The organism is Streptomyces sp. NBC_01317, from assembly GCF_035961655.1.
In the GTDB taxonomy this organism is placed as follows: domain Bacteria; phylum Actinomycetota; class Actinomycetes; order Streptomycetales; family Streptomycetaceae; genus Streptomyces.
This window is the reverse complement of sequence record NZ_CP108393.1, coordinates 2,139,279-2,155,303: the sequence shown is the minus strand read 5'-3', so window position 1 is coordinate 2,155,303 and position 16,025 is coordinate 2,139,279. Positions and strand designations below refer to the sequence as shown.

The 16,025-nt window shown below is 69.1% G+C and carries 10 protein-coding genes; 7 read left to right on the top strand and 3 right to left on the bottom strand.

Annotation, left to right across the window (positions count from 1 at the left end):
- Positions 1-6 precede the first annotated feature (6 nt).
- The gene (locus tag OG349_RS08970) at positions 7-4,293 is read left to right on the top strand and encodes a galactose-binding domain-containing protein (RefSeq protein ID WP_327234117.1); all 4,287 of its coding nucleotides are present in this window, start codon (positions 7-9) and stop codon (positions 4,291-4,293) included.
- A 178-nt stretch (positions 4,294-4,471) separates the two neighbouring features.
- Positions 4,472-5,515: a LacI family DNA-binding transcriptional regulator gene (locus OG349_RS08965; RefSeq protein ID WP_161307185.1), complete on the top strand. Its 1,044-nt coding sequence runs from the start codon at positions 4,472-4,474 to the stop codon at positions 5,513-5,515.
- Between the two features lie 111 nt (positions 5,516-5,626).
- Here OG349_RS08965 and OG349_RS08960 read toward each other — a convergent pair whose 3' ends face one another.
- From OG349_RS08960 to OG349_RS08950, 3 genes are read right to left on the bottom strand one after another with little or no spacing between them, the layout of a single operon-like run.
- Positions 5,627-6,385, bottom strand: a complete 759-nt coding sequence (locus OG349_RS08960) for an ABC transporter permease (RefSeq protein WP_327234116.1) — start codon at positions 6,383-6,385, stop codon at positions 5,627-5,629.
- 21 nt (positions 6,386-6,406) lie between these two features.
- Positions 6,407-7,246, bottom strand: a complete 840-nt coding sequence (locus tag OG349_RS08955; RefSeq protein ID WP_327234115.1) for an ABC transporter permease — start codon at positions 7,244-7,246, stop codon at positions 6,407-6,409.
- Between the two features lie 9 nt (positions 7,247-7,255).
- Positions 7,256-8,266, bottom strand: coding sequence for an ABC transporter ATP-binding protein (locus tag OG349_RS08950; RefSeq protein ID WP_327234114.1), 1,011 nt, complete (start codon positions 8,264-8,266; stop codon positions 7,256-7,258).
- Positions 8,267-8,871: 605 nt separating this feature from the next.
- Between OG349_RS08950 and OG349_RS08945 the strand changes: the two genes are divergently transcribed.
- From OG349_RS08945 to OG349_RS08925, 5 genes are all read left to right on the top strand, one after another.
- Positions 8,872-10,221: an ABC transporter substrate-binding protein gene (locus tag OG349_RS08945; protein WP_327234113.1), complete on the top strand. Its 1,350-nt coding sequence runs from the start codon at positions 8,872-8,874 to the stop codon at positions 10,219-10,221.
- A 7-nt stretch (positions 10,222-10,228) separates the two neighbouring features.
- Positions 10,229-11,185 (top strand): carbohydrate ABC transporter permease, encoded by a 957-nt coding sequence (locus tag OG349_RS08940; RefSeq protein WP_327234112.1) that lies wholly within the window; start codon positions 10,229-10,231, stop codon positions 11,183-11,185.
- Between the two features lie 15 nt (positions 11,186-11,200).
- Positions 11,201-12,148: a carbohydrate ABC transporter permease gene (locus OG349_RS08935; RefSeq protein WP_327234111.1), complete on the top strand. Its 948-nt coding sequence runs from the start codon at positions 11,201-11,203 to the stop codon at positions 12,146-12,148.
- A gap of 321 nt (positions 12,149-12,469) precedes the next feature.
- Positions 12,470-14,074: a glycoside hydrolase family 13 protein gene (locus OG349_RS08930; RefSeq protein ID WP_327234110.1), complete on the top strand. Its 1,605-nt coding sequence runs from the start codon at positions 12,470-12,472 to the stop codon at positions 14,072-14,074.
- A gap of 112 nt (positions 14,075-14,186) precedes the next feature.
- On the top strand, positions 14,187-15,950 hold the full coding sequence (locus tag OG349_RS08925) for a glycosyl hydrolase family 28-related protein (protein ID WP_442806222.1): 1,764 nt from the start codon (positions 14,187-14,189) through the stop codon (positions 15,948-15,950).
- The last annotated feature ends 75 nt before the right edge of the window (positions 15,951-16,025 follow it).

Sequence of the window (16,025 nt, the reverse complement as noted above, 5' to 3'; positions counted from 1 at the left end):
GGATCCATGAGATCGCTACGCCGGAGATGGCGGTTCCTCTCCACCGCCGTTGCCACCAGTCTTCTGATGGTGGGCTGGCCGTCACTCGCCGCTTCCGCGGCCGACGGCCCCAACATCGCCGCGGGGCGGACCGCGGCGGCCAACGCGACCACGGGCAACGGAACGGCCCGCAGTGTCACGGACGGCAACCAGTCGACCTACTGGGAGGGCAACGGCAAGTCCGCCCAGTGGGTGCAGTCGGACCTCGGGTCCAGCAAGCGCATCGACGAGGTGACGCTGAAGCTCCCCGCAGGGTGGGAGAGCCGCAAGCAGACCCTCTCGCTCCAGGGCAGTGCCGACGGCACCAGCTTCTCCACGCTGAAGTCGTCCGCCACGTACTCCTTCAGCAAGGGTGCGGGCAACAAGGTCACCGTCGCCTTCCCCGCCACCAAGGCGCGCTACGTCCGCGCCGACTTCACCGGCAACTCGGCGGGCAAGAAGGCCCAGCTGTCCGAGCTGGAGGTGCACGCCGCCGCGGCGGCCTCGGTGAACCTCGCCCTCGGCAAGACCCTCACGGCGAGCAGCTTCACCCAGGTCTACGGGCCCGGCAACGCCAACGACGGCAACAAGGCCACCTACTGGGAGAGCAACAACAACGCCTTCCCGCAGTGGATCCAGGCCGACCTCGGCTCGTCCGTCGGTGTCAACCAGGTGGTCCTGCGCCTGCCCGACGGCTGGGGCGCCAGGGACCAGACCCTCAAGGTCCAGGGCAGCACCAACAACAGCGCCTTCACCGACCTGACGGCGTCCAAGGCCTACACGTTCAACTCCGCCGGCGCGAACTCGGTGACGATCTCCTTCGACACCACCACCCAGCGCTACGTACGGATCCTCATCACGGCCAACACCCAGCAGCCCGGCGGCCAGCTCTCCGAGCTGGAGGTCTACGGCCCCGAGACCGGTGACACCACGGCCCCGAGCGCGCCCACCGAGCTGACGTACACGGAACCGGCCTCCGGCCAGATCCGGCTGTCCTGGCGGCCGTCCACGGACAACACGGGCGTCACGGGTTACGACATCTACGCCAACAACCAGCTGCGCAGCAGCGTGGCGGGCAATGTCACGACCTTCACGGACAACCAACCCGCGAGCGCGACCGTCGCCTACTACGTACGGGCGAAGGACGCGGCCGGGAACGTCTCCGGGAACAGCAACACCGTGACCCGCGCGGGCGCTTCGGGTGACACGCAGGCGCCGACCGCTCCCGCGAACCTCGCCTTCACCGAGCCCGCCTCCGGCCAGATCAGGCTGGCGTGGGGCGCGTCGAGCGACAACACGGGTGTGACGGGCTACGACGTCTACGCCAACAACACGCTGCGCGGCAGCGTCGCGGGCAACGTCCTCACCTACACGGACACCCAGTCCGCGGGCGCCACGGTCTCGTACTTCGTACGGGCCAAGGACGCGGCCGGGAACGTCTCGGTGAACAGCAACACGGTGACCAGGAACGGCACGCCGGGCACGGCCACGAACCTGGCCGTCGGCAAGCCGATCACCGCGTCCTCCTCGGTCTTCACCTTCGTCGCGGAGAACGCAAACGACAACAGCACGAGCACCTACTGGGAGGGCGCGGGCGGCAGCTACCCCAACACCCTCACGGTGAAGCTGGGCTCCAACGCCGACACGGACTCCGTCGTCGTCAAGCTCAACCCGGACAGCAGCTGGGGACAGCGGACCCAGAACATCCAGGTGCTCGGCCGCGAGCAGAACGCCACGGGCCTCACCAGCCTGGTGGCCGCGAAGGACTACACCTTCACCCCGGGCACCGGCAACTCGGTGACCATCCCGGTCGGCGCGCGCGTCGCCGACGTCCAGCTGAAGTTCAACTCCAACACCGGTTCCGGCGCGGGCCAGGTGGCCGAGTTCCAGATCCTCGGGGACCCGGCGCCCAACCCGGACCTCCAGGTCACGGCCGTCAGCGCCAGCCCGGCGTCCCCGGTCGAGTCCGACGCGATCACCGTGTCGGCGACGGTACGCAACGCCGGAGCGCTCGCCGCCCCTGCCAGCACCGTCGACCTGCGGCTCAGCGGCACGAAGGTCGGCTCCGCCTCGGTGGGCGCCCTCGCGGCGGGGGCCTCGGCCACCGTCACCGCGAACATCGGCCCGCGTGACTCCGGTACGTACCAGCTCAGCGCGGTCGCGGACCCGGCCAACGCGGTCGTCGAGTCGAACGAGACGAACAACACCTTCACCAGCGCCACCAACCTCGTGGTGCGGCCGGTCGACAGCTCCGACCTGGTCGCCGCCTCGGTCACCACCTCGCCGTCCTCGCCGTCGGCCGGTCAGACCGTCACCTTCTCGGCGACGATCAAGAACCAGGGCACGGTGGCCTCCGCGGCCGGCAGCCACGGCATCACGCTGACGCTGCTGAACTCCACGGGCGGCACGGTCAAGACCCTGACCGGCGCCTACAACGGCACGATCGCCCCGGGTGCGACCTCCGCCACGGTGGGTCTCGGCACCTGGGCCGCCGCGAACGGCTCGTACACCGTCCGGGTCGTCCTCGCGGACGACACGAACGAACTGCCGGTCAAGCGCGCCAACAACACCAGCACCCAGCCCCTCTTCGTCGGCCGCGGCGCCAACATGCCGTACGACATGTACGAGGCGGAGGACGGTGTCACCGGCGGTGGCGCGCAGGTCGTCGGTCCCAACCGGACCGTCGGCGACGTCGCGGGCGAGGCCTCGGGACGCAAGGCCGTCACCCTCAACAACACCGGCAACTATGTGGAGTTCACCACCAGGGCCAGCACCAACACGCTGGTCACCCGCTTCTCCATCCCGGACTCCGCGGGCGGCGGTGGCATCAACTCGACGCTGAACGTCTACGTCGACGGCACGTTCCTCAAGGCCATCGACCTCACGTCGAAGTACGCGTGGCTGTACGGCAACGAGACCGGTCCCGGCAACTCGCCCGGCTCCGGCGGCCCCCGTCACATCTACGACGAGGCCAACATCCTCCTGGGGAAGACCGTTCCGGCGGGCAGCAAGATCCGTCTCCAGAAGGACGCCGCGAACACCACCACGTACGCGATCGACTTCATCAACCTGGAGCAGGCCACCGCGGTGGCGAACCCGGACCCGGCCACGTACACCGTGCCGACCGGATTCACCCACCAGGACGTCCAGAACGCCCTGGACCGGGTCCGGATGGACACCACCGGCAAGCTCGTCGGTGTCTACCTGCCGGCCGGTGACTACCAGACGTCCAGCAAGTTCCAGGTCTACGGCAAGCCCGTGAAGGTGATCGGCGCGGGACCCTGGTTCACCAGGTTCTTCGCCCCGGCCACGCAGGACAACACGGACGCCGGCTTCCGCGTCGAGGCCGCCGCGAAGGGCTCGTCCTTCACGAGCTTCTCGTTCTTCGGCAACTACACCTCGCGCATCGACGGCCCCGGAAAGGTCTTCGACCTCTCCAACGTCACCGACATCACGATCGACAACATCTGGAACGAACACACCGTCTGCCTCTACTGGGGCGCCAACGCGGACCGGATCACGATCAGCAACTCCCGTATCCGCAACACGTTCGCCGACGGGGTCAACATGACCAACGGCAGCACCGACAACCACGTCGTGAACAACGACGCGCGGGCCACCGGTGACGACGCGTTCGCCCTCTTCTCGGCGATCGACGCGGGCGGCGCGGACATGTACAACAACGTCTACGAGAACCTCTCGGCGACGCTGGTGTGGCGTGCGGCGGGCCTGGCCGTATACGGCGGCTACCGCAACACGTTCCGCAACATCCACATCGCGGACACGCTCGTCTACTCGGGCATCACGGTCAGCTCGCTGGACTTCGGCTACGCGATGAACGGGTTCGGGACCGAGCCGACGACGATCGAGAACGTGTCGATCGTCAGAGCCGGCGGCCACTTCTGGGGCAGCCAGACCTTCCCCGGCATCTGGCTGTTCTCCGCCTCGAAGGTGTTCCAGGGGATCCGGATCAACAACGTCGACATCGTCGATCCGACCTACAGCGGCATCATGTTCCAGACCAACTACGTAGGCGGTCAGCCGCAGTTCCCGATCAAGGACACCATCCTCAACGACATCTCGATCACCGGGGCCAAGAAGAGCGGCGACGCCTTCGACGCCAAGTCCGGCTTCGGACTGTGGGCGAACGAGCTGCCGGAGGCGGGCCAGGGACCGGCGGTCGGTGAGGTCACCTTCAACCGTCTGACGCTCAACGGGAACGCCGTGGACATCAAGAACACGACGCCCAACTTCAAGATCATCATCAACCCGTAGGAGGGCAGTGGGGCGGCCCTCCCCCAGGGCCCCTAAGGTGATGCCGGCCGGAGCGATCCGGCCGGCATCGCGCTTGCTCGGCACTTCCTCGGCACGTGCTGGGCACCTGTAGGGCACTTGTTGGGCTCTTTACGCTGGGGAGCAAGCCGCTTGCAGCATTTGCGATAGTCTTGCGTGTATGACGCGACGACTTGCTCAGGTTGCTAAGAAGGTTGGGGTCAGTGAGGCCACGGTCAGCCGGGTTCTCAACGGCAAACCAGGTGTCTCGCAGTCCACGCGCCAGTCCGTCCTCACCGCGCTGGACGTCCTCGGCTACGAGCGCCCCACCCAGCTGCGCGGCGAGCGCGCGCGGCTCGTCGGCCTGGTCCTGCCCGAGCTCCAGAATCCCATCTTCCCGGCGTTCGCCGAGGTGATCGGGGGTGCGCTGGCCCAGCAGGGGCTCACGCCCGTGCTCTGTACGCAGACCAAGGGCGGGGTCTCCGAGGCGGACTACGTCGAGCTGCTGCTCCAGCAGCAGGTGTCCGGCGTGGTCTTCGCCGGCGGGCTGTTCGCGCAGGCGGACGCCCCGCACGACCATTACCGCCAGCTCGCCGAGCGCAAGATCCCGGTGGTGCTGATCAACGCGCCGATCGAGAATCTCGACTTCCCCTGCATCTCCTGCGACGACGCGGTCGCGGTCGAACAGGCCTGGCGCCACCTCGCCTCGCTGGGCCACGAGCGCATCGGGCTGGTGCTCGGCCCCTCCGACCACGTGCCGTCCCGGCGCAAGCTGGCGGCCGCCCTCGCGACCGCCAAGGCCGCCAGGGCGAAGCTCCCCGACGAGTACATCGAGCGGTCCATGTTCTCCCTGGAGGGCGGCCAGGCGGCGACGTCGCGCCTGCTGGACCGGGGTGTCACCGGCATCATCTGCGCGAGCGACCCGCTGGCCCTGGGGGCGGTACGGGCCGCCCGCCGGCGCGGCCTCGACGTGCCCCGCGAGGTGTCCGTCGTCGGCTTCGACGACTCCGCCTTCATGAACTGCACCGAGCCGCCGCTGACCACGGTCCGCCAGCCCATCGAGGCCATGGGGCGGGCGGCGGTGGAGATGCTGACCGCGCAGATCCAGGGCGGCGCCGTGCCGCCGGGAGAGCTGCTGTTCGAGCCGGAGCTGGTGGTACGGGGTTCCACGGCGCAGGCCCCGCGGGCCACGGTACGGGCCGAGGCGGCGGCGGCCCGCGGCTGAGCGCCGCGCCCGGCCACCGGCCATGCCGACAACGCTGTCAATGACGACATCATTGTCGAACTCTTTCGTAACACGCGTGAAATATTGCGTGTACCCGCCTCCTGTGCGCCCTCAGGTCCGCAGGATGCCCTCCAGCCGGCGCGCGGCCACCGCCAGGCCGAGGCCGCCGAGCGCGAGCAGATAGAGGGCGGGCAGGATCAGCCCCGTACCGGCCTCGCCCAGGAACGGGCCGCGCAGCAGCTCGATGCTCTGGTAGAGCGGCAGGCACTCCACCACGATCCGCAACGGGCGCGGATAGAAACCCAGCGGGTAGAACGTCGTCGCGAAGAGGAACATCGGCAGCATCGCCAGCTGGATGAACTGGAAGTCCTGCCAGTCGCGCAGGAACGTCACCACGGCCAGGCCGACCGCCGCGAAGGCGAAGCCGATCAGCAGGGCGCCGGGGACCACCAGGAGCGCCCAGGGGCTGTGGACGAGGCCGAAGGCCGTGACGACGGCGAGGAACCCGACCGTCACCAGGGTGCCCCGCAGCAGCGCCCACGCGACCTCGCCGAGCGCGACGTCCCGTACCGTCATCGGTGTCGTCAGGATCGACTCGTACGTACGGTCCGTCCTGAGCTTGCCGAACATGTTGAAGGTCGTCTCGTTCATCGCGCCGTTCATGGCGGCCGTGGCGAGCAGCGCGGGCGCGACGAACTCCGCGTAGTCCACGGACGGGTCGGGCAGGCCGGGGATGTGGCCGACCAACTGTCCGATGCCGACGCCGAACGACAGCAGGTAGAGGACCGGTTCGAAGACCTCGGCGAGCAGCAGCGGCCAGGTGTGCCGGTAGATCATGAGATTGCGTTCGACCATGGTCGCGGCCGGCATGGCGGTCCGCCTTCCTTCGCGTCAGGTGTGGAGCCGGCGGTGGTAGCGGCGCCGGGCCAGCAGGACGCCCGCCGCCGTCAGCGCGGCCAGCACCCCGGTGTGCAGCGCGGTGCCGCCCGGTGTGGCGGTGCCGAGCGCGAGCGCGCGGCACAGCTCCACGCCGTGCCACAGGGGGGAGAGGTACGCCAACGGCTCGACCCGGTCGGGCAGTTGGGAGAGCGGGAAGAACGCGCCCGAGAACATGTAGAGCGGCATGATCACAAAGCGGAACAGAGCCGTGATGCCGGCCTGCCGGCCGACTGTCACCGACCACGCCGCGATCGGCGCCGCGAAGGCGAACCCCGCCAGGACGGCCGCCGGGACCACCGCGGGGGCCCGGGTGGGGGTGACCGCGCCGAAGGCGGTGGCGACGGCCGTGAACAGGGCCGCGCTGACCGTGAGCCGGACGAGGATGTAGAGCAGGTGTCCGTACAGGATGTCGGCGGGCCGCAGCGGGGTGGCCGCCGCCGCACGGTAGTGCCCGCCGGGTCCGACCGACTGGTGGACGGGTCCGGCGGAGTCGACGAAGGCGTTCTGCATGCTCGCGGCGGCGAGCAGGCCCGGGGTGAGGAAGGCCAGGTACGAGCCGCCGTGCAGCGCGGGGTCGGTGTTGTCGCCGACCAACTGGCCGAGGCCGACGCCGATCCCGGTCAGGAACAGCAGGGGATTGGCGACGCTGATCACGACCGTGCCGCGCCAGGTGCGGCGCCAGAGGTGCAGCCAGTAGGAGAGTTCCCGCAGGGCGGGGTGGCGGACACCCCGAAACGGGAACGGGGCCGGGGCCGGGGACGGGGTGGCGGACGTCGGCACAGACACAGACACAGAGGCCCCCTAGTCGACCAGGCTGCGGCCGGTGAGCGTCAGGAAGACGTCCTCCAGGCTCGCCCGGCGGACGAGTGCGGTGACGGGAGTGATCCCGCGGGCGTGGACGGCGGCCAGGGTGGCCTCGCCGTCGTCCGTGTGGAGGAGCAGCCGGTCCGGCAACTCCTCGGCGCGGTCGACCAGTTCGCGGGCCTTGTCCACCTGGACCCGGTGCTCGGCGCGTTCGAAGCGCAGCTCCAGGACCTCACGGGTGACGTACCGCTCGATCAGCGCGGCGGGGGAGCCCTCGGCGACGATCCGGCCGCCGTCCATGACCACCAGCCGGTCGCACAGCTGCTCCGCCTCGTCCATGTAATGGGTCGTCAGGATGAGGGTGACGCCGTTCTGCTTGAGCTGGAACAGCCGCTCCCAGAGCAGGTGTCTGGCCTGGGGGTCGAGGCCGGTGGTCGGTTCGTCCAGCAGGACGATCTCCGGTTCGTTGATCAGCGCGCGGGCGATGGTCAGCCGCCGCCGCATCCCGCCGGACAGCGCCTCCACCCGTTCGTCGGCCTTCTCCGTGAGCCGGGCGAACTCCAGCAGCTCACCGGCGCGTTCACGGATCACCTTCCGGGGCAGCCCGAAGTAGCGGCCGTAGACGAGCAGGTTCTCCCGTACGGTCAGCTCCGTGTCCACGCTGTCGTCCTGCGGCACGACACCGAGCCGGGAGCGGATGTGCGGGCCGTCCGCGGCGGTGTCGAGGCCGAGGACCCGCAGGCTGCCCCCGGAGGCCGGGGAGACGCAGGCGATCATGCGCATGGTGGAGGACTTGCCCGCCCCGTTGGCGCCGAGCAGGCCGAACGCCTCGCCCCTGCGGACCTCGAAGTCGATCCCGTCGACGGCGGTGAACCCGCCCCGGTCGCCCTTGGCCCGGTAGGCCTTGCGCAGGGCGCGCGCCTCCACCAGCGGCCCGCCCGTACGGTCGTCCGGGCCGCTTCGGCCGTTTCCGTCGCCCCGGTCGTTCCACTTGTCCGGTTCTGTCATGTGACCCCCCTCGCTGACAGCAACTTTTCACGTGGATGACGCAAAAGCCAGACATTTGACGGGCTCCCCCGGGAACCCGCTCCGAGCACGAGGGACTTCCTCTACGTCGATCAGTCGGCGGCGGTCTAGTCGCGCTGCGCCGTTCGCCGTACGGCCACCTGCCGTGCCTCCCGTCCGCCGCGCCACCCCGGGGCAAGCCGCTTGCGGTATCTGCGTAAAAATTGCGTCGGGCTCTCGCAGGATCCGCAAGAAATGTGAGCCCTCACGCGCGGTGCGAGATGGCTGAAATCCCCTTCCCGGGAGGTGGGTTGAGGCGCGGAAGGCAGGTGGGGCCAGGGCTTCTCCGGTCGGTACGGGTCACCCCGTGGCCTCGCCGGGCCGCCCGGGCGGGTTGTCGGTGGCCCTGTGCCGGCCCGTGAGGCGTGGGGTCCGAAAGCGTGGGGTAGAGACCTCGCGTCGAGGTCGGCGCATGCAGGTAGCTGTCAAGTATTTGCGAAATCGGAGCGACATATTGCGGACATCCGTAGTTAGTGGTTGAGTGAGCGCCGCCACACAGCGATGCGGCTGTTGGTTTGCCACGCTCCTGCCCAAGAGGGGTCCCACCGATGAGAAGTTCCGGGTTCCGCCGTACCTGTACCGCCGCGATAGCCACCGCGCTCGCCCTCACCGGTCTGGCCGCCTGCGGCTCGGGCGATGACAGCAGCGCGGACGGCAAGACACGTATCACCGTGAACTGCATGCCGCCCAAGAGCGCCAAGATCGACCGGAAGAGCTTCGAGGACGACATCGCGGCGTTCGAGAAGGCGAATCCGACAATCGACGTGGTCGGCCGTGACGCGTTCCCCTGCCAGGACCCCAAGACGTTCGACGCCAAGCTCGCCGGCGGCCAGATGGAGGACGTGTTCTACACGTACTTCACCGACGCCAAGCACGTCGTCGACATCAACCAGGCCGCGGACATCACGTCGTACGTGAAGGACATGAAGGGCTACAGCGACATCCAGCAGTCGCTGCGCGACGTCTACAGCGTGGACGGCAAGGTCTACGGTGTCCCGCGCACCAACTACTCGATGGGGCTCCTGTACAACAAGAAGCTCTTCACGGAGGCGGGACTCGACCCCAACACGCCCCCGGCCACCTGGGAAGAGGTCCGCGCGGCCGCCAAGAAGATCGCGGCGCTCGGCAAGGGCTACGTCGGGTACGCCGACTACAGCGCCCAGAACCAGGGCGGCTGGCACTTCACCGCCGAGATCTACTCCCAGGGCGGTGACGTGGTCACGCCGGACGGCAAGAAGGGCGCCGTCGACACCCCCGAGGGCAAGGCCGTGCTCCAGAACCTCAAGGACATGCGCTGGACCGACAACTCGATGGGGACGAAGCAGCTGCTGATCCTCAACGACGTCCAGCAGATGATGGGCTCCGGCAAGCTCGGCATGTACATCTCCGCCCCGGACAACGTGCCGATCCTGGTCAAGGAGAAGGGCGGCAAGTACGAGGACCTCGCGCTCGCCCCCATGCCCGGTGGCAAGGGCACGCTCGCGGGCGGCGACGGCTACATGTTCAACAAGAAGGACACCCCGGCCCAGATCAAGGCCGGCCTGAAGTGGCTGGAGTACCAGACCAACACCCCCGGCTCCGGTCTCAACAACTGGAAGCGCGCGTCCGACCTGAAGGCCCCGGTCGGCCTGCCCGAGCCGCGGCTGTGGACCGGTGCCACCGACAGCAAGGACCAGGCGCTCAAGAAGCAGTACGCCAACGTCCCGGTGGAGAACTACCAGCCCTTCCTCGACGGCAGCCAGGCGCTGACCCTCAAGCTGGAGCCGCCGCAGGCGCAGCAGATCTACTCCGTCCTCGACGGAGCGGTGTCCGCGGTCCTCACCAAGAAGGACGCGAACATCGACAACCTGCTGAAGGATGCCCAGTCCAAGATCGACGGAATTCTGGCGCGAGGCTGACGCTCCGATGAAGACTGCCCAGGTCCCCCAGCGGTCCGCCGCCGTGCCGCCTCCCACAAAGGGGCAGCGGCCGGCGGGCCGCGGGGCCCCCAGCCCCTTCCGCCGCAAGCTGTCCCACCAGGCACGCGCCTACGGGTTCCTGATCGGCGGCCTGCTCTGCTTCGCGCTGTTCTCCTGGTACCCGGCGATCCGCGCGGTGATCATCGCGTTCCAGAAGTACACCCCCGGATCCGCGCCGGAGTGGGTGGGGACCGAGAACTTCACCCAGGTCTTCCAGGACCCGGAGTTCGGTGCGGCCTGGCGCAACACCCTGATGTTCACGCTGATCGCCCTGCTGATCGGCTTCGCCGTGCCGTTCGTGATGGCGCTCGTCCTCAACGAGCTGCGGCACGCGAAGTCGTTCTTCCGGGTCGTCGTCTACCTCCCGGTGATGATCCCGCCGGTGGTCAGCGCCCTGCTCTGGAAGTGGTTCTACGATCCGGGGGCGGGCCTCGCCAACGAGGTGCTCAGCACGCTGCACCTGCCGACGTCGAACTGGTCCAACGGCGCCGACACCGCCCTGATCTCGCTGGTGATCGTCGCCACCTGGGCCAACCTGGGCGGCACGGTCCTCATCTACCTCGCGGCGCTCCAGGGCATTCCCGGGGAGCTGTACGAGGCGGCGGAGCTGGACGGCGCGAACATCTTCCAGCGGATCCGGCACGTGACGGTCCCGCAGACCCGCTTCATCATCCTGATGCTGATGCTCCTCCAGATCATCGCCACGATGCAGGTGTTCACCGAGCCCTTCGTGATCACCGGGGGCGGTCCCGAGAACTCCACCGTCACGATCCTCTACCTGATCTACAAGTACGCCTTCCTCTACAACAACTTCGGCGGCGCCTGCGCGCTGAGCGTGATGCTGCTGGTCGTGCTCGGTCTGTTCTCCGCCCTCTACCTGCGGCTCACCCGCACCGACGACTGAGAGGAGCGCAGCGCCATGACCCAGATCGCGCCGCCTCCCCGGGAGGTGTCTCCCGACGACCTCGCGGCCAGGAAACGTCCCGCGGGACCGGCCGTACGTACCCTCGTGTCCCCGCTCGCCCTCGCGAGCGCCAAGGGCAGGGCGGTCTACTGGACCGTCTTCACCGGGGTCGTACTCGCCTTCGTCCTCGCCTTCCTGTTCCCCGTGTACTGGATGGTCACGGGGGCCATGAAGTCGCCGGACGAACTCGTCCAGACACCGCCGACGCTGATCCCGAAGACCTGGAGCCTCAGCGCGTACACCGATTCGTGGGAGCTGATGGACCTCCCCACGCATCTGTGGAACACGGTGGTGCAGGCCTCCGGCGCCTGGATCCTCCAGCTCGTCTTCTGCACGGCCGCGGCCTACGCCCTGTCCAAGCTGAAGCCCGCGTTCGGGAACGTCATCCTGGGCGGCATCCTCGCCACCCTGATGGTGCCGGCCCAGGCCCTGGTCGTACCGAAGTACCTGACCGTCGCCGACCTGCCGCTCATCCACACCAGCCTGCTCAACGACCCGCTGGGCATCTGGCTGCCGGCCGTCGCCAACGCCTTCAACCTCTATCTGCTCAAGCGGTTCTTCGACCAGATCCCGCGTGACGTGCTGGAGGCGGCGGAGATCGACGGGGCGGGGAAGCTCCGGACGCTCTGGTCGATCCTGCTGCCGATGTCCAGGCCGGTCCTCGGCGTGGTGTCGATCTTCGCGCTGGTCGCGGTCTGGCAGGACTTCCTCTGGCCGCTGATGGTCTTCTCGGACACCGACAAGCAGCCCATCAGCGTGGCGCTCGTCCAGCTGTCGCAGAACATCTCCCTGTCGGTGCTGATCGCCGCCATGGTGATCGCCAGTATCCCGATGGTGCTGATGTTCCTCGTGTTCCAGCGCCACATCATCGCCGGCATCAGCGCCGGCAGTACGAAGGGCTGACCCGGCCAGGATCGGTCCCGCACCGCATCACCCCGTTCATCTCACCCCCCTCATCTCACCCTGCCGAAGCCTTCGCACCGTGAGGCAGCTCTCCCCTGCCTCGTCGTCCCTCCGTGCACCTGGCGTCCCCGGTGTCCCGCACCACCGCGGACAGGCTCCAGGGTCCGGCCCTCCCCGGCCGGGCCGACGATCCTGCGCACCGCCGCGCCGATTCAGTCCCCGCTGCGGCGCGGCGGTGCGCAGCTCCCCACGCACCACCCTCGTCTCGTCACGGAAGGCACCGCCGTGAGGGCCAACGCACCAGCCCGAAAGGAACATCGCATGGAAGGCAGCCCTCTGGAGCCCGCCGCCCCGAACTGGTGGCGGGACGCCGCCATCTACCAGATCTACGTACGGAGCTTCGCCGACGGTGACGGAGACGGCACCGGGGATCTCGCGGGAGTGCGGGCCAGGCTGCCGTATCTGGTCGAACTGGGCGTCGAGGCCCTCTGGTTCACCCCGTGGTACCTGTCGCCGCTCGCGGACGGCGGCTACGACGTGGCGGACTACCGCACCATCGACCCGGCCTTCGGCACGCTGGCCGAGGCCGAGAAGCTCATCGCCGAGGCACGTGAGCTGGGCATCCGTACGATCATCGACGTCGTGCCCAACCATGTCTCCGACCGGCACGCCTGGTTCAAGGCGGCGCTGGCCGCCGGGTCCGGCAGTCCCGAGCGCGAGCTGTTCCACTTCAAGGCCGGGCGCGGCGAGAGCGGTGAGATCCCGCCCAACGACTGGGTGTCCGAGTTCGGCGGCACCCCCTGGACCCGCCTGGACGACGGCGAGTGGTACCTCCATCTCTTCGCCACCGAGCAGCCCGACCTCAACTGGGCGCATCCGGCGGTGCGCCGGGAGCACGAGGACGTGCTGCGCTTCTGGTTCGAGCGGGGAGTCGCGGGCGTACGGATCGACTCGGCGGCGCTGCTCGCCAAGGACCCGGCGCTGCCCGACTTCGGGGAGGGCGACCCGCACCCGTTCGTGGACCGCGACGAACTGCACGACATCTACCGCTCGTGGCGGGCCATCGCCGACGAGTACGACGCGATCTTCGTCGGCGAGGTGTGGCTGCCCGACACCGAGCGCTTCGTGCGCTATCTGCGCCCTGACGAGCTGCACACGGCCTTCAACTTCAAGTTCCTGGCCTGTCCGTGGGACCCGGCGCTGCTGCGGGCCGCGATCGACGAGACGCTCGCCGAACACGCGCCTGTCGGAGCGCCCGCGACCTGGGTGCTCTGCAACCACGACGTGACCCGCACGGTGACGCGGTACGGGCGCGAGGCCACCGGCTTCGACTTCGCGGCCAAGGCCTTCGGCACGCCGACGGACCTGGAGCTGGGCACCCGCAGGGCGCGCGCCGCCGCGCTCCTGTCGCTGGCCCTGCCCGGCGCCGTCTACCTCTACCAGGGTGAGGAACTGGGCCTGCCCGAGGTGGACATCCCGCTCGACCGCATCCAGGACCCGATGCACTTCCGCTCCGGCGGCAAGGACCCGGGGCGCGACGGCTGCCGCGTACCGCTTCCGTGGGTCGCGGACGAGCCGTACGCCGGATTCGGCTCGGAGGCCGAGCCGTGGCTGCCGCAGCCCGCGTCCTGGGCGTCGTACGCGGCCGATCTCCAGGCGGCCGATCCCACCTCGATGCTGAACCTCTACCGTGCGGCGCTGCGGCTGCGGCGGACCGAGCCCGGCTTCGGCGACGGTCCCGTGAACTGGCTGGACGCGGCGCCCGGTGTGCTGTCCTTCGCGAGAGCCGACGGCCTGATCTGCGTCCTCAACCTGGGCGCGGAGCCCGTGGACCTGCCGGCCCACTCGGCGGTCCTGCTGACCAGCAACCCGCTGGACGGCGGCGGGCGCCTCCCGCAGGACACGGCGGCCTGGCTGCGGGCCTGACCTCGCGGGCCGCCCCGTACGACCACTCGCCGCTCCGTGCCGTCCCACGGCGCGGAGCGGCGAGCGGAGGCATACGCCTCCATCCCCCCACAGAAAGGTGCAGGATCCGCACATGCATGCACATGTCAGGTACATGGCCACCGCACTGTCCGCGGCGGTGGCGGTCGCCGCGACGGGACTTGTCCTCGTCGCCCCCACGGCGACGGCCGCGGCACCCGTGAAGGCCGGCGCGACGGGGGCCGCTCCCGCGGCGGTCGCCGCCGGCGCGAGTCTCCCCTTCCGGTCCGTGGAGGCCGAGAGCGCCACCACCAACGGCGCGAAGATCGGCCCCGACTACACGCAGGGCTCCCTCGCCTCCGAGGCGTCGGGCCGCCAGGCGGTACGGCTGAACGCGGGCCAGAGCGTCGAGTTCACCCTCCCGGCCGCCGCCAACGCCCTCAACGTCGCGTACAGCGTGCCCGACGGGCAGTCCGGCACCCTCGCGGTGTACGTCAACGGGCAGAGCATCAACAAGACGCTCCCGGTCACGTCGAAGTACTCGTACATCAACACGCCCTGGATCGCCGGGGCCAAGACACACCACTTCTTCGACAACACCCGCCTGCTGCTCGGCCAGAACCTCGCCGCCGGGGCCAAGGTCAAGCTGGTCCCGAGCGTCCAGACCACCGTGGACATCGCCGACTTCGAACAGGTCGCGGGCGCTGCCGCCGCGCCGGCCGGGTCCGTCTCCGTGGTCTCCCAGGGCGCGGACCCCAGCGGCGCGGGCGACTCCACCCAGGCCTTCCGCAACGCCATCAACGCGGCGCGCGGCGGCACCGTCTGGGTCCCGCCGGGGACCTACCGGCTGACGCAGTCGCTCAGCGGGGTGGACAACGTCCAGATCAAGGGCGCGGGCAGCTGGCACTCGGTGATCCGTACGTCCCGGTTCATCGACCAGTCCAGTGCCCCCACCGGCCGGGTGCAGTTGCGTGACTTCGCCGTCCTCGGCGAGGTCACCGAGCGCGTCGACAACAACCCCGACAACTTCGTCAACGGCTCGCTCGGCCCCAACTCGGTGGTCGCCGGGGTGTGGATCCAGCACCTCAAGGTCGGCTTCTGGCTGATGGGGAACAACAACAACCTGGTGGTCGAGAACAACCGCATCCTCGACACGACCGCCGACGGCCTCAACCTCAACGGCGGGGCCAACGGCGTCCAGGTGCGCAACAACTTCCTGCGCAACCAGGGCGACGACTCGCTGGCCATGTGGTCGCTCAACTCGACCAACGCGTCGAGCACGTTCGCCAACAACACCATCTCGCAGCCGAACCTGGCCAACGGTGTGGCGATCTACGGCGGCCGCGACATCACCGTCAGCAACAACCAGATCCAGGACACCAACGCCCTGGGCAGCGGGATAGCGATCTCCAACCAGAAGTTCGCCGACCCCTTCTTCCCGCTGGCCGGCACCATCACGGTCTCGGGGAACACACTGGTACGGACCGGCGCGCTCAACCCCAACTGGGGCCACCCGCATGGTGCGTTGCGGGTCGACGCGTACGACAGCGCCATCGACGCGACGGTCAACATCAACAACACCACATTCGACAACAGCCCGTACAGCGCCTTCCAGTTCGTCTCAGGGGGCGGGACGGGCAAGGCCGTCAGGAACGTGAACATCAACGGCGCGACCATCACCAAGGTGGGCACCGTGGCGGTCCAGGCGGAGACCGCGGGCAGCGCGCGGCTCAGCAACGTCAAGGCCACGGGTGTCGGGGCGGCCGGGATCTACAACTGCCCCTACCCGGCCGGCACCTTCGCGCTCACCGACGGCGGGGGCAACTCCGGCTGGAACACGGTCTGGCAGGGCTGCTCCTGGCCCGCGCGCACGCCCTGAGCCGAGGCGGGTTCCCGCTGCCGGCATGACAGCCGCCCCTGGCGTCACTCCTGTGACGCCGGGGGCGGCTGTCCG